The sequence below is a fragment of the Serratia sp. ID 25-353 genome (assembly GCF_054792795.1).
Genome location: NZ_CM139236.1, coordinates 2,865,116 through 2,882,578, shown reverse-complemented (window position 1 = coordinate 2,882,578; position 17,463 = coordinate 2,865,116). Strand labels below are relative to the sequence as shown.

Sequence of the window (17,463 nt, the reverse complement as noted above, 5' to 3'; positions counted from 1 at the left end):
CGGTAATCCGCTATCCTCCATTAATACCACAACGATTGCCGGAGAGGATGTTATGAGTCAGGTTTCGACCTTTGTCATGTTCCAGGGGGAGGCGCAGCAGGCGATCGACCTCTACAGCCAGGTGTTTGCGCGTTTTCGGCTCATGCAGGTGCAGCATTACGACCCGACGCCGGACGGCCGGCGGCTGATCAAGCATGCCACCATCGATTTCGACCGGCAGAATCTGGTGTTTATCGACAGCCCGATCAGCCATGATTTCAGCTTCACCCCGGCGGTATCGCTGTTCATCAATCTGCCTAACGAAGAGGCGCTGGAGCAGGCTTTCCACCGCCTGGCGGAGGGCGGCAAGGTGCTGATGCCGCTCGACGACTACGGCTTCAGCGCTCGCTTCGGCTGGCTCAGCGATCGCTTTGGGCTTTCCTGGCAGCTCAATGTGCCGGCGGGGGATCTGCCCTGACGTTAAGGGGGCGCGTGCAAAAGGCATGGCAGTTCCTGCTGTCGTTTCATATGCTTATCACCGGGGCAGCGGCTCTGCCGTGGGGAATACCGACAACATCAGGGAAAGGTGCGATTTGATTGATTTTGACCGCTATGTTGAGCAAGCAAAGTCTTACGGTGAGTGGCCGGGGGCACAGGTGGGCACGTCGTCCGGCCGCGTTGAGGGATTGAGCTATCGCCTGTATCGGCAAACTGCCGAGAGCGAAGAGGTGATCCTGGTTTATCACGGCGGCGGGGTTAACAGCGCCGCCGGGTATGACATTCTTGCACGCCAGTTGGCCGCCGAGCCAACGTTCGCGGTGTGCCTGGTCGATATTCGCGGGCATGGCGACTCCTCGGGAGAGCGGGGGACGGTTGAGCGGCCTGAGCGTATTTGGCGCGATGTCGATGTCATGCTGGCGGAAATGCGCCTGCGTTTTCCGTTGGCGCGCAGACACCTGCTTGGCCATTCCAGCGGCGCCGGAATGTTGCTCAACTACTTGACCCGCTATCCTTGCGAACAGCAGGCGGACAGCCTGATCCTGCTGGCGCCCGAGCTGGGGCCATTTTCCGGGATGGCCCGCGATCTGCCGGCGGCGGCCCGTTTCGCCCAGGTGCGCCAATGGCCTTTTGTGGCCAATGCGCTGAGCGGCGGGCGGTGGTTTGGGCAATCCCGGGCGGTCAGCCTGAATTTTCCCCCGGCCGTGCTGGCCGCCGCACCCGATTTTGTCTGCCAATACAGCGTTAATATGGCTAACGCCTTGACGCCACGCACGCCGGCAAAGCAACTGGCGGCGCTGCGATTGCCGACTTTGTTGCTGGCGGCGGCGCAAGACGAGCTGTTCAGCGCGCAATCGCTGCAGCGTTTCGTCGAACAGCATGGCAGCGTGCATGTTGCCTTTGGCTTGCTTGAGAGCAGTACGCATTTATCGTGCGTCTTTGCGGCCCACGGTCATGTCCTGCGCTACCTCTCGCGCGTATTCGCTATCGCGTCTGATGGAAACGTCCCCACGTAGCTGTTTGTTTTTTAACCACTTCTTCTCCGTCAGTAACTGGACGGAGGAGTGGTGATTAAGATCACGAAATTAGTTAATAAATCTTTATGAATTTGATTGCAAGGTGTTAACATCCTGCCGCTTTCATTAGGCTTGCTAATGATATTCTTATTGTCAAGGAATGCTCAGGATGGATTACCAAAACGTCTTTCAATTGACGGATCAGGAAAGAAACGAGTTATTTTCGGCATTAGATAAAATTGCTTACGATCCGGCCGGCGGTGATGCGTATATTCACGCCATACGATCGGCCATGATTACCCACTTACCCCACAGATTAAGCGCCGCATTAAGCCAGCAAAAGGCGTCAATCAAACCACGGCCTTACCTTATTTTAAAAAATGTGCCGGTGGATAAAGAAGTGTTCTTTTCCCCTTGTCCGAACCAATACACGCCTTCGGCCAAATCCGGTAATATCAGCGAAAACCTGTTGGTGGGTATTTCTTCGTTAATCGGCGAGCCCTATTCGATGTATTTCGAGGGGAAGGAACTGATTAATAATCTGATCCCCAAACGCGAAGCCAAAAAAGAATATACCGGTCTGGGGTTCGATGTTGAACTGGATTTCCATATTGAAAATGCAGCGCTGAAACACCTGGAGCAGTTCAACGTCTCGCCAATGGGCCTGCTGCTGGCCGGCGTGCGCCGCGATCCGCACAGCCCGATGACGCGCATCTCCGATTCGCGTCTGGCGATCGCTCAACTGAGCCGCGAGGACGTCGAAACGCTGGCCAGCCCGCTGTACAGCATCAAGCTGCCCTACCGTTGGCGCCAGTCCACCCAGGCCGGGCGCGAAGAAACCGCGCTGGTGCCTTTGATTTCGCAAAATCACGTATTGCCGGATGTGAGCGCCGTCTTTTATCCCGGCATGATTGCGGCCAGCACGCCACGAGCGGAAGCCGCGCTGGAGCGTTTCTACGGGTTGGTGAAAGAAAACGCCATCGGTATCGATATTTGCCCGGGCGATTTGGTGTATATCGATAACCGCTTTGCGCTGCATTCGCGCGATAAATTCACGCCTTCTTTCGATGAAAGAGATACGCCGTTGCGCTGGGTGCAACGCGTCTTCATCTCGGCAAGTTTGTGGAATCACCGCAACCTCAATCAGGTTGAAGAGCGCATTTTCTCGATTTAAGGTTATTATTCATGCTGAACGTTTTTCTTTCTATATTGCCGATTTTTTTGTTAATCGTGCTGGGTTATTTTTCGAAACTCTATGTTAAAGACGTCGCCGTATTTTGGGGCTTCTCAGACAAATTCGTTTATTACCTGTTTTTTCCGGCGCTGTTGATATTGGATATCAGCGAGGCGGATTTTAGCGGCGCGGACAGCTTTTATCCCGTTGTGGCGACCATTGTTTCCACGCTGGCCATCGCGTTGATTATTTTCGTTGGCAAACTGTTCTTCAATACGTCGGCCGATCTGTTTACCTCCATTTTTCAGGGCGGAGTCAGATACAACTCTTATGTATTCATCGCGCTGTCGCAATCGCTGTTCGGCAGCGAGGGGGTGGCGCTGTCCGGTTTCTTCGTGGCGTACATGATCATTCTGACCAACATCATGAGCGTGTTGGTGATGAACCACTACGGCACCGGCAGCAAGAAAAGCCTGAGCGGTGCGCTGCTGGCGCTGACGAAAAACCCGCTGATCATCGGCGCGCTATTCGGGGTGCTGATGAACCTGTGCAACCTGCACATCACCGGCGCGCTTAAACAGCTGTTCGTTTATCTCTCCAACGCCGCCACGCCGCTGAGCCTGATGTCGGTCGGCGCAGGGTTGATCGTCAGCATGCATATCCGCAAGCTGGTTTCCATCTCTTATGCGACCGTGCTGAAACTGGTGGCCATGCCGCTGATTACCATTGCGCTGGTGCACTATTTCGGCGCCACCGGCGTGCCGGCCAGCATCGCCATTCTCTACTCCGCCGTGCCTTGCGCCGGCAACGCCTATATTCTGGCGCGGCAAATGGGGGGCGATCATGAAGCGATGGCCTCCATCATCACCTGGACGACGCTGCTGTCGGTGATTACCGTGACGTTCATCCTGGGCAGCGTAGCGCTCTAACGCCGGCGCCGGGCGGCATTCGCCCGCCCGGCATTTTCCGCGATCCTCCCATATCCTTTCATGACGCTTTACCGCTATGCTAAATATAGAATGGCCCGTGAACATGAAAAGGATGAATCATTTTGGCAGGAAGTAGCTTACTTACCCTTATCGACGACATCGCCTCGTTGTTGGACGACGTCTCGTTAATGAGCAAGATGGCGGCGAAAAAAACCGCCGGGGTGCTGGGGGACGATCTGGCGCTCAACGCGCAGCAGGTCACCGGCGTTAAAGCCGACCGCGAGCTGCCGGTGGTGTGGAACGTCGCCAAAGGCTCGTTGATCAACAAGGCAATCCTGGTGCCGCTGGCGCTGCTGATCAGCGCTTTTGCACCCTGGGCGATTACGCCGCTGCTGATGGTGGGCGGCGCCTACCTGTGCTACGAAGGGTTCGAAAAGGTGTTTCACAGCCTGAGCCACGGCAAGGCGGCACAGGAAGAAAAATCGGACGGTCCCGGCGCCAATGAGGATGCCGCGGCCTATGAGAAACGTAAGGTGAAAGGCGCAATACGCACCGACTTCGTGCTCTCCGCCGAGATTATCGCCATCACCTTGGGCACGGTCGCCGGCGCCACCTTCAGCCAGCAGGTGATCGTCTTGTGCGGCATCGCCGTCGTGATGACGCTTGGCGTGTACGGCATCGTCGCCGGCATCGTCCGGCTGGACGATCTGGGGCTGTATCTAAGCCGTAAAAGCAGCGCGGTGGCACGCTCCCTCGGCAGCGGCATCGTGCGTGCCGCGCCTTATCTGATGAAGACGCTGTCGATCGTCGGCACCATTGCCATGTTTATGGTCGGTGGCGGCATCCTGACCCACGGCCTGCCGCCGGTGCATCATCTGTTCGAAGACTGGGCTTCGTACACCACCGTGGTGCCGACGTTTGGCCATCTTTTGCAGGGAGTGGTTCCGGCTCTGCTGAACGTGGCGTTCGGGCTGGTGGCCGGCGGCGTGGTGCTGGCGGTGGTGTCGGCGCTGGGGGCGGTGCGCGCGCGTTTCAAGGCATGATGAAAAGTCTCGCCCCGAGAGGGGCGGGACGTATGAGACGGATTAAAAGATCAGTTTGAGAACGCCGGTAATCGTCAACAAACCCACGATAAAGATGATGGCGACAATCCACAGAATAATTTTCATTTACTTCTCCCTTACCGGTTAAATGTGGCGCACGATTGGCGCTAACTCAATGAAATCACTCTTCACTATAGACGCTAACTTCCTATCGTGCGTCGCCATGCATTCAGGGATGCCGATTGTCGCCCGCGCCCAGCGCGCGCTGCATGATGTGGGTGTCGCGCCATTCCCCCAGTTTGAACCCCACGGCCTTTAACGTCCCTACGCTGGTAAAGCCGAGCGACTGGTGCAGCGCCAGCGAACCGCGGTTGGCGGCGGAATCGCCGACGATCGCCAGCATCTGGCGCCAGGGGCCTTGCTCGCAGCGGGCGATCAGCGCGCTCAGCAGCGCCTTGCCGACGCCTTTGCCCTGTTGCCCCTCGGCGATATATACCGAGTCTTCCACGGTAAAACGATAGGCCGGCCGGGGGCGATACGGCGTGGCATAGCAGTAACCCACAATACGGCCTTCGCTTTTCGCCACCAGCCAGGGCAGCCCGGCTTCTTGCACCTTGCTCCGCCGCAGTTGCATTTCCGCCAAGGCTGGCGGCTGTTCTTCAAACGAGGCGGCACCGTACAGCACGTGGTGGGTGTAAATGCGCAGCACGGCGGCCATATCGTCCGGCGTGGCATCGAGGAGGCTGAGTACGGGAGCGGAGAGCGTCATGATAATGCCTGTTTACCTTGGAAATCAGCGGATAAGCGCCATTATGCGCGCCGCTTGCCGCCGGGGTAAATCGGGTTTTCTTATGGTGAGATAAGAAAAGGCGATGGTGAGCGGGAAGGGGCTCTTTGGGGAGAGCCCCTGTGGCGCTGTGCCCGGAATTACCAGCCTTTTACCGCGCCGCCGTTGAAGATTTTCTCGGCGGCTTTGGCCACTTCGTCAGACTCATAGGCCTTGATGAAGTTCTGCACGTTCGGCGCGTCCTTGTTGTCTTCGCGGGTAACGATGATGTTGGTGTACGGCGAGTCCTTATCTTCGATGAAGATGCCGTCTTTGGTCGGCGTCAGACCGGTCTGGTTGATGTAGGTGGTGCTGATGACGGCGACGGTGACTTTCGGATCGTCCAGCACGTGCGGCAGTTGGGCGCCTTCCAGCTCCATGATTTGGTAATGGTGCGGGTTGGCACTGATGTCCAGGGCGGTAGGCAACAACCCCTTGCCTTGCTTCAGCGTAATCAATCCGGTTTTTTCCAGCAGCAGCAGGGCGCGCCCCAGGTTGGTCGGATCGAGCGGGATGGCGATCACCGCGCCGTCCGGCAGCTCTTTGAGCGATTTTATCTTTTTCGAGTAGCCGGCCATCGGGAAGACAAAGGTATTGCCGACCGCCACCAGCTTATAGCCGTGATCTTTATTTTGTTGTTCGAGGAACGGGCGGTGCTGGAACACGTTGGCGTCCAGTTCGCCTTTGTCGGTGGCGTCGTTCGGCAGCAGTGAACCGCTAAAGCCGACCAGCTCGACGTCCAGCCCGTATTTCTCTTTCGCCACCTGTCTGGCGACTTCCGCCACGTCCTGTTCCGCGCCGTTGATGACGCCGACCTTGATATGATTCTGATCGGTTTTTTGATCGCAGCCCTGAAGCGCCAATACGGCGGCGAAGGCCGCCGCCAGAGGGGTGATACGCCAGCGTAAGGTCATCGAAGTCTCCCTGAAAAGAACAATAAAATCAGTTGTTTTTTGTCCTTACAGCTAAGCCTGAACCGCCGATGAAGTCAAACGCTCGTTCAGCATAAACGGCTATAGCTTATAGCCGTTATGCGGCGGGGGATTATCGGCTGAGCGAACGCAGCACCACGATGCCCGGCGTAGCCATCACGTAATCCATAAAGGGCGAATCGACCACCTGCATGTTGGCCTTGCGCGAAGAGGCGTTGCGCAGCACCGGACCGTTGTCGGTCATCACGAAGATGCCGGTGTGGGTCACATCCAGCCCGTCCAGGTTGGTGTAAATACCGATGTAATCGCCGGTGTGCAGCTGGGCCAGCACCTTGTCGTCGACGTTGTCGCTGGGGATATAGGTCACGCTGCGTTGTACGTTGGGCAAACCGGGCAGGTAGCTGCTGCCGTCCGCCTTGCGGTTGAGGGTTTTCACGAGGGTGACGGCGTGCGGGCTGAGCTGCGCGGTGATGTCTTCGGCCACCTGGTGCGGCCGCTGCGCCCAGTCGGTGAAGAAGTGTTTGCGCTGCGGGAAGGCGATTTTGCCGTCGACGTAGCGAATGTCTACCAGACGCTGTACGAACTCGCCCTCGCTGCGAGCGGTGCTGAGCGCTTCCACATAATCGATGTAGGTGAAGCAATCCAGCCCGCGGAAGTCGATCACCAACTTCTCGGGCGTGCTCTGCGAGCCGATCAGGCGGTTGGCGAGATAGGGCGTGCCGAGAAACTCGCGCGAAATCAAATCGACGGTGCGGCCATGCGGCTGTGCGGCGGGCCAACCGGCGCGCAGCGCGAGGATCTCACGCAGCTTGCTGCGGGTGCTGGCGTCCATCTCCGGCTGCGCGCCCGACGGCGAAACGGTGACGTCGGTCGGCGGCGTCGCGGGGGAGACGGCGGCAGGGCGCTCGGCGCATCCGCTCATGGCGATAGCTAACATCAGTAAAACAACCTTGTTCTGGTTCATACGGCCCTCCCTGGGTGTCGCTGGCTTATCAGAGTCAGTGATAACAGTTCTCATCCGATGGTAGGGGTTAAAAAGTAAACATAGCCTCAATAGCGGCCGATAAATCAGTAACCGATTTCGCTATTGAACGGCAAATACCAGAACAGCGCGATTTCGTGATCGGCGATCTCCGGCTCGGCGCGGTACAGCAAACGGTCGATGCCGCCGAGAATAAACCCGTAATGCTGGTAGCAGCGACAGGCGGCCAGATTGTTGTTCTGCGTTTCGAGCATCATACCCGAGGTTTCCTGCTGCCGCGCCCACTGTTTGGCGCAGTCCAGCAGCGCCCCGGCGATGCCCTGACGGCGCGCGTGAGCGCTGACGGCGATCTCGTCAATCAGGGTATAACCGTTCCAGTTTTTGCTCAGCGTGATGTGGCCAACGGCGTCGTCCTGGCGATACGCCAGGAAGGTCGCGCTGTCTTCGTTGGCGAACGGCGCCAGGGGATACTGCTTGCGAAACGGCGCCACCGGGTGGGTTGGCCAGCTGTCGACCGGCGTGTCGAACTGCGGCAGGGCGTAACAGCGGATGGTAAAGCCGAAATCGCCGCGCGTCAGGTAATCATCGGGCAGCGCCTCAATGGCTGCGATGCGGATGGCCGGGGTCATTACGGCAGCTCCCGCAGCAGGCGCGCCGGGTTGCCGGCATAAATCCCCTTGCGGGTGATGTCGCGGGTCACGACCGCCCCGGCGCCGATCACCGCGTCGCTGCAGATCTCCACCGCCAGGATCGTGGCGCCGGAGCCGATGGATACCCGATCGCCGACGCGTGTGCGCCCCCAACTGGCCGGATCGGCATTGGGCGCGCCGTCTTTGAACAGATCGTTGGCAAAGGTGACGCCGTGGCCGACAAAGCACGCTTCGCCGAGGGTGACGTATTCGCAGATAAAGCTGTGCGACTGAATTTTACTGCGCGCGCCGATGCTGACGTGGCGCTGGATCTCCACGAACGGGCCGACGAAGACATCGTCGCCGAGCCGGCAGCCGTACAGATTGCAGGGCTCGACAACGGTGACGTTGCGCCCGGCGTCGACGCCGACGATCCCCGCCTGGCGGGTGGTGATAACGGATGACATGGCCTTCCTCGCAGCCTGGTTTTTATGGTGGGAGTATAAGACAAAGCGCCGCGGCGTTGCGCTTTCCGCACGTTTTTTCGCCGAAAGACTATAATTAGTACAGGGGAGAGAGCCCCGTGGCCGCAATCCTCGCACGGGTAGCAGTCCGTCGGAGGTGTGAAATTCGTTCGCCGATCGCGGCCTACGGCGAGATAGGAGGTGTCTCATGGTCAGTCATGTTTGGGGACTTCTGGCGCATCCCAGCGCCGAGTTCGAACAGATCAAAAGCGAGAATGAAAGCGTCTCGCACCTATACACCCATCACGTGTTGCTCTTGGCAGCCATCCCGGTGGTCTGCGCCTTTATCGGCACCACCCAGTTGGGCTGGCTCTCCGGCGAGGGACATGCCATCAGGCTCGACATGTTTACCGCGCTTTATACCGCCGTGGCGTTTTACCTGCTGATGCTGGCGGGTGTAGCGGCCATGGGGAAAGTCATTCACTGGATGGCGCGGCGTTATGAATCGCGCCCCAGCCTGCACCGCTGCATGGTGTTCGCCGGCTACGTGGCGACCCCGATGTTCCTCAGCGGGATTGTGGCGCTCTATCCGGTCGTCTGGCTGTGTCTGTTTGTCGGCATTATCGGCCTGTGCTATTCGGGCTATCTGCTGAATCTGGGGATCCCGCACTTCCTGAATATCGACAGTAAGGAAGGGTTCATCTTCTCCAGCTCGACCTTCGCTATCGGTATCCTGTTGCTCGAGCTGCTGCTTGGGGTGACGGTGCTGCTGTGGGGGTACGGTTCCTGGTTGTTCTGAGTTAACGGCTGTTGTTATCGCCCCCGCGCCGGTGGAACGGCGCGGGGGCTTTTGCTTTTATACGCGGCGGAAAACCAACATCACGCCGAGCACGATGCCCGCCATGCCCAGCAGGCTCAGCGCCGCCAGCGCGTGGCCGAGCAGCAGGTAGTCCAGCAGGGCGGTCACCGCCGGGATCAGATAGAACAGACTGGTGACCTGCACCAGGTTGCCGCGCTGGATCAGGCGATACAGTAAGAAGGTCGCCAGCACCGAGATCACCACCGCCATCCACAGCAGCGGTAGCACGAACGCCGGCCGCCATTCGACCCGCAGCGGCTCAAACGGCAGCGCCAGCGTACACATCAGCAACCCGACGGCATACTGCAGCGGCAAGACCGCCAGCGGCGGCTGCGTCATGCCTTTTTGCAGCAGGGTGCCGGCGGTCATGCAGCCCAGCGCGATAAAGGCGAACAGCATGCCGCTCAGCGAGAAGTGGGCCACCATCAGGCTTTGGTACACCACCAGCGTCAGCCCGACCATTGCCAGCGCCAGGCCGAGCGCCCGCAGCCCGGTGCAGCGCCGTTCGGTGATGAACTGGGTGAGGATCGGCTGTACGCCGAGCAACGTCGCCAGCACGCCGGGCGTAATACCCTGTTCCAGCGCCAGCAGATAGCAGATTTGATAGCTGCCGATCATTAACACGCCAATCAGCGCGACGCGCCGGCGGGTGCCGAGAGCGGGCAGGCACTGGCGCTGCCACAGGCCGATGGCCAACAGCACCGCCAGCGCGATGGCGCAGCGGAAGAACAGAAAAGCGAAGGCGGAGGCGTGCTCCAACCCCCAACGGGAGAAGATCGCGCCGCTGCTCCAAAGCAGGACGAACAGCGTAGCCAGGCCGGCATTGGCCCAGAGAGAAGGTAATCGCATGTCAATTTCACCTGTCGTGAAAATTACAGGCTCCGGCGCGCGCGGCGGTCTACGCCTGAACGCTACAGATCAATAAGCCGGAGGTAAAAAGTCGGTTTGGCTTAGCGCACGACCACAATGCGTGGCGGGTAAGCGGCAACCGCTGAAACGACAGAGGAAACGGCGGGTGGGGCGGAGGAAGCACACAGCAAAACGACGGCCGGAATGGTCGCGTCTGTCGGATCTGTGCTGTGCGCCAGGTAGGTCATGTGAGTTCCTGAAAACCGGGAATGAGACTCATCGCTTCAAACATAACCAAGTTCGCCGGGGTGCGCAATCGGAAATCACTATGATTTAATTGATAATGAAAATCATTATCATTAATAAAAGGCTGTGCTATGTTGCTTTGGTCGCGCAGTGTTGACGCAGGGGCGCGGCTTGCTCCCTGCCTGGCTCCACGCAGCACGTGGGGCAAAAGACGTTGCGATTCGTTTTTGCAGAAGGCGCGTAATCGTGGTAAAAACATTGATATGTTATAATATAACAATTTAAACATGATGAATTCAGTTCACGACATCCTCCACGTTGATGGGGTTAGCCTGACCGGCCACGGTGAGGCATTGATACTCGACAACATCCATTTCGCGCTGCGCGCCGGTGAGAAGCTGGCGGTGATCGGCCCTAACGGCAGCGGCAAGTCCAGCCTGCTGCGTGCCCTGATCGGCGAAATGCGGCCGGACGGCGGCGTCATTCACTGGCGAGGGCGCGCCTTGTCCGCGTGGCCGGCGGCGGAACGTGCCAAAAGCATCGCCTTTCTGGCGCAAAACGATTCGCCGGATTTGCGACTGTCGGTTGAGGACTACGTGGCGTTGGGCCGTTTGCCGCATGGCGAACGCTCTGCGACGGGAAAGCGCATCGTTGACGAGGCCATCGGGGAAACCGGGCTGGCGCCGCTCAGGCACCACCCGTTGGGGCGGATCTCGGGCGGCCAGCGTCAGCGCGCGGCGCTGGCTCGGGCGTTGGCGCAGTCTCCCGATCTGTTGTTGCTGGATGAACCGACCAATCACCTCGATCCGCCCGGGCGCTCGGCGCTGCTGTCGTTAGTGAAAAATAAAGACATCGCCGTGATTGCGGTACTGCATGACCTGCCCGTGGCAGAGGCGTTTGCCGATCGGATCCTGGTGCTCAACGAAAGCCGTCAGGTGGCCTGTGGTACGCCCGAGTCGGTGTTACAGACTTCGGTGATTTTGCCGGTGTTCGGCATGAACAGTTTCAAGGTAGCGCATCCCGTCAGCGGGAAAACGCTGCGCATTTTTGACGTTCCCCATTGCGCTTGATAAACCAGAGAGAAACATGAACGCACGCGTATTCATCCTGCTTCTGCTGCTGGCCGCCAGGTCGGCGGCGGCTGAACATTTTCCCGTCACCGTAGAAAGCTGCGGTGTGCCGGTCACCTTCAACCAGGCGCCGCAGCGCGCCGTCATCAACGACATCAACATGGCCGAGATGGCCTTTGCACTGCATCTGCAGGATCGCATTGTCGGGCTGACCGGCATCACCGGCTGGTACAAACTGACGCCCGACTTCAAGGCCGAGATGGGCGCCATTCCCGAACTGGCGCCAAAATATCCCACTTTGGAAACGCTGCTGGCGGCACAGCCGGATTTCTTTTTCGCCGGTTGGAATTACGGCATGAAGATCGGCGGCGACGTCACGCCGGAGAAGCTCGCCCCGTTCGGCATCAAAACGCTGGTGCTGAGCGAGAGCTGCATACAGGCCGGCGGGCGGCCGCAGAAGGCCGATATGAATCTGCTGTATGACGATGAGCTGAAGCTCGGCAAGATTTTCGGCAAGCGGCAAGAGGCCACTGCGCTGGTTGAGGGCTGGAAGCGCCGGTTGGCTGCGCTGCCCGCCAGGCCGACGGGCCAGGCGCCGCTCAAGGTGTTCGTCTATGACTCGGGGGAGGAGAAGCCTTTCACCAGCGGCAAATACGCTATGCCGACGGCGATCATCGAAGCGGCGGGCGGCCGCAACGTGATGGACGGTTTGCCGGCGAGCTGGACGACGGCGTCCTGGGAGGCGGTAGCGGCGGCCGAGCCCGACTTCATTATTCTGCTGGATTACCAGACCGGATCGGGCGCCGATGCGCTGCGGCGCTTCCTCGAGTCTCACCCGTTGATGAAATTGACGCCTGCCGTACGGCACCACCGCTATCTGAAACTGCAGTATGCGGAGCTGACGCCGGGGCCGGCCAACATCGGCGCGGTGGAAAAGCTGGCGCGGGCGCTGTACGCGCCGGAGGCTGAATGAACTCGCCGACCCGGCGGTTTATGCTGCTCGCGCCGTTGGCGCTGTCGGTATTGTGCGGGTTAATGATCTGGAGCCTGCAGCTGGGCAGCGTCGCGCTGTCATGGCGGCAGACGATGGCGGCATTGGGGCTTTCATCGGCGCCCCTCTCCGGCATGCTGGATACCATCGTCGTGCAACTGCGGGTGCCCAGAGCCTTGCTGGCGGCCTTGACCGGCGCCGGGCTGGCGATGACCGGCGCGCTGCTGCAGACCACCACCCGCAATGAGCTGGCCGATCCTTTTTTGTTTGGGCTCTCCTCCGGCGCCTCCGCCGGTGCGGTGCTGGTCATCACGCGCTTCGGCGATGCGCTGGGCGTGCTGACCTTGCCACTGTCCGCTTTCGCCGGCGGCATTTTGTCCGCCTTGGCGGTGATGATCCTGTTTCGCGTCGGCCGGGTCAGGCGCGCCGAGCAGCTGATCGTTTGCGGCCTGGCGGTCTCGTTTTTGTTCAGCGCGCTCACCAGCTACCTGGTGTTTTCCGGCGATCAGCGGGCGGCCGGCTCGGTGTTGTTCTGGTCGCTCGGCGGGCTGGGGCTGGCGCGTTGGGATAATCTGTTCATTCCACTAGCGAGTTTCGTGCTGCTGGCCGGGTTTACGGCGCTGCGTTGGCGGGCGCTGGACGCGCTGCTGGCGGGCGAACAAACCGCCCATTCGATGGGGGTCAACGTGGCGCGGCTGCGCACCGAGACCTTTCTGTGCTGCGCACTGTCCACGGCGTTTCTCGTTTCGCTGACGGGCGTGATCGGCTTTGTCGGGCTGATGGTGCCTTATCTGGCCCGGCGCCTGGTGGGCGTGCGCCACCGTTTATCCGTGCCGATGTGCGGCCTACTGGGGGCGATGTTGCTGACCGGCGGCGACATGCTCAGCCGCAGTCTGATCCCCCATCAGGAGCTGCCCATCGGCATCATTACGGCGGGGCTGGGGGGCGCGTTCATCGTGTCCTTGCTGCTGCGTGCGGAACGATGAACGCCACCCTGATTCAATAGAGTTCCAGATGCAGGCGCTGCTGCTCAATCAGCGTCTGCCACAGGTTTTCCGCCCCGCAGGCTTGCTCCAGCGCCGTCGCCACGGCATGTTCCAGATACTGGCGATTGCCGCACAGGTAGACATGCGCTCCCCGCTGCAGCAGGCCGCTGATGGCATCGGCATGATCGCCGATCGCATGCTGCACATAGTATTTGGCGACGGCGTCGCGCGAGAAGGCGGTGATGAGCCGCGTGAGTACGCCCGCCGCGTTCAGTGCAGCCAATTCCTCGCGATACAGGAAATCTTCATCACGCCGTTTTTCGCCGAAGATCAGCACGGTTTCGCGCCGTTCACCCTGGGCGGCCATTTCGCGCAGCAAGCCTATCAAGGGCGCTATGCCGGTACCGGTACCGATAAGCAGCACCGGCACAGTGGTATCGCGCGGCAGGTAAAAGCCGGGGTTGGCGCGGCAGAAGAGGCGGAAAGGGCCGGGTTGGCTGAGCAGCCAGCCGGTCGCCGTGCCGCGCCGGATGCGGCCGCCGCGTTCATAATGTACGTCGCGCACGCACAGATCGAGGCTCTCTGCCCGCGTTGCCGAAGCGATGGAGTAGGCGCGCGGCAGGCAAACGGGCAGCAGCGCCAGCAGGTTCTCCAGCGTGACCGCCTGCGGCGGGCAAAAATCGTGCAGCACGTCCAGCAGATCGGCGCCGTACAGATAGCTCTCCAGGGCTTTGCGTTGGCGGATCTTAAGCAAGCCTTTGAGCTCTTCGCTGTCGGCCAACTGCGCCAGTTCGCGCAGCGTCGTTTTGCTGAGCTGGCGCAGCTCCCGGCGGCGCAGCGCGTCGGCGGCCTCCGGTCTGCCGAGCCAGTCTGCCAGCCGGATCAATAATCCTTCGTCGTTTTCCGGCAACAGATAGACGGTATCCCCCGCCCGGTAAACGATGCCGCTGCCGGCGATATTCAGCCGCAGGTGCCAGGCCTGCGGCGTGCGTGCGCTGAGCGGCCGCCGTTCGAGGAGGGGGGCGCTGAACGCATGGTCTTCACCGTAGGCGGTCACGCGCAGATGCAAATCGCGGCCGGCCTGGACATCGCCGGCCAGCACCTTCTCCAGCGTCGTCAGCCAGGTTACGAAGAACGGTTCGAAGTTAACGTCGGCGTCGACGCGATTGACGATGGCGCGGGCGCCGTATTGCGTCAGGCGTGTATCCAGCGCCTGCGTGAAGCCGCAGAAATGCGGGTACGCGGTGTCGCCGAGACCGAAGATGGCGTAGCGCAACCGGTGGCGATCCGGCCATTGCGCCAGCGCGTCGGAAAAACGCTCGGCGTTGGCGGGCGGTTCGCCGTCGCCAAATGAGCTCGAGACGATCAGCAGGGCGTCACGTTCGCCCACATCGGCGGGCTGGATGGCGTTGAGTTCTTTCACGACGGGGCGGTAGGGTTGCAGGCTGCTTTGCTCGCCCAGGCGCATCGCCAGCGCCCGGGCGTTGCCCGACTCCGAACCGTAACCAATCAGGATGCGTTCGATAAGGTCGGCCATGGCGGTTACTTGTCGTAGTGGTTGTCGAACTGTTCTTTGGCGAATTCCACCGATTCGAAGTCGGTCATCAGATCGTTGATCACGCGGCGGATGCTGATATAGGCCGCGATATTGCCCTGGGCGTCATACAGCGGCTGCACCGTGGTATCGACCACGTACAGCACGCCGCCCTTGCCGACGTTCGGGATGATGCCGGTCCAGATGCCGCCTGCCTTGATGGTGTCCCACATCGCTTTGTAAACCGCTTTCGGCACCGAAGGGTGGCGCACGATGCTGTGGGGCTGGCCCACCAGCTCTTCCCGGGAAAAGCCGGTCAGCTGGCAAAACAGATCGTTGACGTAGGTGATGGTGCCCTGCAGATCGGTGGTGGAGATCACCATCACTTTATCGAGCGCGGACAACAGCTGGGCGGAATCGAGGGTCTGACTCATGGTAGGTTCCTTCTCATTAACAACTTCGCGGTGATTGCCACGGCGGACGTCATGTATCCGTCATGACAGCTTTGTAATTGATTCTCATTTGCGATGAATGGTAATCGGGAAATTTATAAGTTGCAATAAAAATGCATCTTTAAGGGCGCAGAAAGGTCACGATGAGGTAGGCAGTGGGGAGGAAGCCCGCGCCGGGTGCGGCGGCGGGCCTATCGGGCGGTCTTAGCGGGGGCCTTCGGCCCAACCTTTGCGTTTGCTGGTTTTGCCGATGCCGGGGTTGAAGCTGTTGGTTGGATCGGCGGTGCGGTAGAACGCCTGCAGATCTGCCTTGGCGTGGTACAGGTGGCCGACGTTATGCTCCGCCGGATACTCGGCGCCGCGCCGGTTAAGGATCTCGAGCATCTTTTCCTTCAGCGCATGGCTGTCGACGCCCTTTTTCACCACGTAGTCCTGATGGAAAACGTGGCACATAAAGTGGCCGTAATACAGCTTATGCACCAGCTGGCTGTCGATCTCCGGCGGCAGGGTTTCGAACCAGTCGGTGTCGTTGCGGCGCAGGGCGATATCCAGCGCCAGAATATCCTCCACCTTGTCGGCGTGCACCGCATGGTAGCGCACGGCGGCGCCGGCGGCGGCGAAGCGGTGCAGGAAGGCCTTTTTGCCTTCGTCAGGCGTGCAGGCGAAGAAAGCGCCTTCGGCCTGGGCGAAATAGTCGGTCAGGTAGCGCTGCGCTTCGTCTACGCCGGGGCCGGCCATCTTCAGCAGCAGGTGATGTTCGAAACGTTCGCGGTATTCCTTCATGCGCTTCGGCAGGTGGCTCGGCGCCAGATGGCTCAGGCCCTGCATCAGCCGGTCGGTCAGGTTGTGCGGCAGCAGCGGCAGCTTGTTGAGGCTGGCGTCCATGCGGCCTTTCAGGGTGAAGAAGCGCGGCATCTGATCGGTGCCGAGCTTGTCGATCATCATGAAGGTGTCTTTGCCGTACACCTCGGCGATGTCGAAGATATCGCGGTGCATGTACTCACCGGCCACCGGCAGGTTTTCGAACTGGCTCAGCATGTGGCGGCGCAGTTCGGTCAGCACCGCGGTGTCGTTGGTGCCGATATAGAACACCTGCTCTTTGCCTTCTTTCTCGAAGGTGTCGAGCCGCACCGCGAACACCGCCAGCTTACCGGCGCAGCCGGATGCCTCGAACAGGCGGCGTTTGTCGGCGTTGAAGCGGGAAGGGGTGTCGGCATCGACGTCACGCACCCGGCTGGCGTACTCGTTATCCGAGGCGCGCAGCTCGCCGTATTCGACGTCTGTCGGGCGATAGTCACCTTTTTCCAGCCGGGTGAGGATCTCTTCCGGCGTGTCGCCGAGGCGGATGCCCAAATGGTTCACCAGGCGCAGCTGGCCGTCTTCCCCGAGCTGGGCGTACAGCGCCATTTCGGTGTAGGCCGGGCCGCGTTTCACCAGCGAGCCGCCGGAGTTGTTGCACACGCCGCCGATCACCGAGGCGCCGATGCAGGAGGAACCGATCACCGAATGCGGTTCGCGGCCGTAGGGTTTGAGCAATTTCTCGAGGTGGTGCAGGGTGCTGCCGGGGAAGCCGACCACCTGCTTGCCGTTGTCCAGCACCTGAATATGGTCGAGGCGCAGGGTGCTGACGATGACGATGTCGCGATCATAGTCGTTGCCGCTGGGGGTTGATCCTTCGGTCAGGCCGGTATTGGCGGCCTGCATGATGACGATTTTGTCGGCGGCCACGCAGGCCTGCAAAATGCGCCACAGCTGCAGCAGGCTGGTGGGAAACACCACCGCCAGCGCCTGGCCTTCACCGGAGCGGAACCCCTTGCGATACCGCTCGGTGTTGCGATCGCCGGTCAACAACTGCGGGCCGCCGACGATGTCCTTGAGCTGATTGATAAACGTCTGATTGCCTGACTGCATGCTGCCTGTCTCCCTGTCATCTCCGTCGCTTTAACCGCGGCGCCGGAGTGCCGCATATAAGCTAAGAGGTTATCAATTAAATAACTTATTAAG

The 17,463-nt window shown here is 60.2% G+C and carries 19 protein-coding genes and 1 pseudogene; 9 read left to right on the top strand and 11 right to left on the bottom strand.

Going from position 1 to position 17,463, the window contains the following annotated elements:
• Window positions 1-52 precede the first annotated feature (52 nt).
• From ACYF6X_RS13905 to ACYF6X_RS13885, 5 genes are all read left to right on the top strand, one after another.
• Window positions 53-457, top strand: a complete 405-nt coding sequence (locus ACYF6X_RS13905) for a VOC family protein (protein ID WP_130018374.1) — start codon at window positions 53-55, stop codon at window positions 455-457.
• Window positions 458-572: 115 nt separating this feature from the next.
• Window positions 573-1,493, top strand: coding sequence for an alpha/beta fold hydrolase (locus ACYF6X_RS13900; protein ID WP_130018375.1), 921 nt, complete (start codon window positions 573-575; stop codon window positions 1,491-1,493).
• Window positions 1,494-1,662: 169 nt separating this feature from the next.
• A complete protein-coding gene (locus ACYF6X_RS13895; RefSeq protein ID WP_025301958.1) occupies window positions 1,663-2,667 on the top strand; it encodes a TauD/TfdA family dioxygenase in 1,005 nt (334 codons plus the stop codon).
• An 11-nt stretch (window positions 2,668-2,678) separates the two neighbouring features.
• Window positions 2,679-3,596: an AEC family transporter gene (locus ACYF6X_RS13890; protein ID WP_080490877.1), complete on the top strand. Its 918-nt coding sequence runs from the start codon at window positions 2,679-2,681 to the stop codon at window positions 3,594-3,596.
• A 122-nt stretch (window positions 3,597-3,718) separates the two neighbouring features.
• Window positions 3,719-4,639: a DUF808 domain-containing protein gene (locus tag ACYF6X_RS13885; protein ID WP_107227341.1), complete on the top strand. Its 921-nt coding sequence runs from the start codon at window positions 3,719-3,721 to the stop codon at window positions 4,637-4,639.
• Window positions 4,640-4,681: 42 nt separating this feature from the next.
• Here ACYF6X_RS13885 and ACYF6X_RS13880 read toward each other — a convergent pair whose 3' ends face one another.
• The 6 genes from ACYF6X_RS13880 to ACYF6X_RS13855 all read right to left on the bottom strand — a co-directional run bounded on the left by ACYF6X_RS13880 (window position 4,682) and on the right by ACYF6X_RS13855 (window position 8,475).
• Window positions 4,682-4,765, bottom strand: a complete 84-nt coding sequence (locus tag ACYF6X_RS13880; protein WP_016928643.1) for a small membrane protein YohP — start codon at window positions 4,763-4,765, stop codon at window positions 4,682-4,684.
• Between the two features lie 103 nt (window positions 4,766-4,868).
• Window positions 4,869-5,408 (bottom strand): GNAT family N-acetyltransferase, encoded by a 540-nt coding sequence (locus ACYF6X_RS13875; RefSeq protein WP_063991209.1) that lies wholly within the window; start codon window positions 5,406-5,408, stop codon window positions 4,869-4,871.
• Between the two features lie 158 nt (window positions 5,409-5,566).
• Window positions 5,567-6,379, bottom strand: coding sequence for a MetQ/NlpA family lipoprotein (locus tag ACYF6X_RS13870; protein WP_038879912.1), 813 nt, complete (start codon window positions 6,377-6,379; stop codon window positions 5,567-5,569).
• A 130-nt stretch (window positions 6,380-6,509) separates the two neighbouring features.
• Window positions 6,510-7,361, bottom strand: coding sequence for a DUF1460 domain-containing protein (locus tag ACYF6X_RS13865; RefSeq protein ID WP_063991210.1), 852 nt, complete (start codon window positions 7,359-7,361; stop codon window positions 6,510-6,512).
• 104 nt (window positions 7,362-7,465) lie between these two features.
• Complete coding sequence (locus ACYF6X_RS13860; RefSeq protein WP_063991211.1) at window positions 7,466-8,008, bottom strand: GNAT family N-acetyltransferase; 543 nt, start codon at window positions 8,006-8,008, stop codon at window positions 7,466-7,468.
• Entirely contained in the window at window positions 8,008-8,475 is a 468-nt protein-coding gene (locus ACYF6X_RS13855) for an acyltransferase (protein WP_130018376.1), read from the bottom strand. The genes ACYF6X_RS13860 and ACYF6X_RS13855 overlap by 1 nt, the downstream gene beginning before the upstream one ends.
• A 205-nt stretch (window positions 8,476-8,680) precedes the next feature.
• On the opposite strand from ACYF6X_RS13855, the gene ACYF6X_RS13850 reads away from it, so the two are divergent.
• Window positions 8,681-9,271: a Yip1 family protein gene (locus ACYF6X_RS13850; RefSeq protein ID WP_004939641.1), complete on the top strand. Its 591-nt coding sequence runs from the start codon at window positions 8,681-8,683 to the stop codon at window positions 9,269-9,271.
• A 57-nt stretch (window positions 9,272-9,328) separates the two neighbouring features.
• Here the strand turns inward: ACYF6X_RS13850 and ACYF6X_RS13845 are convergent, their stop codons facing one another.
• Both ACYF6X_RS13845 and ACYF6X_RS13840 read right to left on the bottom strand, forming a co-directional pair.
• Window positions 9,329-10,180: a DMT family transporter gene (locus tag ACYF6X_RS13845; protein WP_130018377.1), complete on the bottom strand. Its 852-nt coding sequence runs from the start codon at window positions 10,178-10,180 to the stop codon at window positions 9,329-9,331.
• A gap of 244 nt (window positions 10,181-10,424) precedes the next feature.
• Window positions 10,425-10,715 (bottom strand): hypothetical protein, encoded by a 291-nt coding sequence (locus ACYF6X_RS13840; protein WP_130018378.1) that lies wholly within the window; start codon window positions 10,713-10,715, stop codon window positions 10,425-10,427.
• Window positions 10,716-10,806: 91 nt separating this feature from the next.
• Between ACYF6X_RS13840 and ACYF6X_RS13835 the strand changes: the two are divergent.
• From ACYF6X_RS13835 to ACYF6X_RS13825, 3 genes and pseudogenes are all read left to right on the top strand, one after another.
• Window positions 10,807-11,496: pseudogene (locus ACYF6X_RS13835) on the top strand (ABC transporter ATP-binding protein); the annotation flags it as partial.
• A 16-nt stretch (window positions 11,497-11,512) separates the two neighbouring features.
• Window positions 11,513-12,469 (top strand): ABC transporter substrate-binding protein, encoded by a 957-nt coding sequence (locus ACYF6X_RS13830; RefSeq protein WP_130018379.1) that lies wholly within the window; start codon window positions 11,513-11,515, stop codon window positions 12,467-12,469.
• On the top strand, window positions 12,466-13,473 hold the full coding sequence (locus tag ACYF6X_RS13825) for a FecCD family ABC transporter permease (RefSeq protein ID WP_063991215.1): 1,008 nt from the start codon (window positions 12,466-12,468) through the stop codon (window positions 13,471-13,473). The genes ACYF6X_RS13830 and ACYF6X_RS13825 overlap by 4 nt, the downstream gene beginning before the upstream one ends.
• A gap of 13 nt (window positions 13,474-13,486) precedes the next feature.
• Here the strand turns inward: ACYF6X_RS13825 and ACYF6X_RS13820 are convergent, their stop codons facing one another.
• The 3 genes from ACYF6X_RS13820 to dld form a co-directional block, all read right to left on the bottom strand.
• The gene (locus ACYF6X_RS13820; protein WP_130018380.1) at window positions 13,487-15,010 is read right to left on the bottom strand and encodes a flavodoxin domain-containing protein; all 1,524 of its coding nucleotides are present in this window, start codon (window positions 15,008-15,010) and stop codon (window positions 13,487-13,489) included.
• 5 nt (window positions 15,011-15,015) lie between these two features.
• A complete protein-coding gene (locus ACYF6X_RS13815; RefSeq protein WP_060421025.1) occupies window positions 15,016-15,441 on the bottom strand; it encodes a PAS domain-containing protein in 426 nt (141 codons plus the stop codon).
• A 222-nt stretch (window positions 15,442-15,663) separates the two neighbouring features.
• Window positions 15,664-17,370, bottom strand: a complete 1,707-nt coding sequence (gene dld, locus ACYF6X_RS13810) for a D-lactate dehydrogenase (RefSeq protein ID WP_130018382.1) — start codon at window positions 17,368-17,370, stop codon at window positions 15,664-15,666.
• Between the last annotated feature and the right edge of the window lie 93 nt (window positions 17,371-17,463).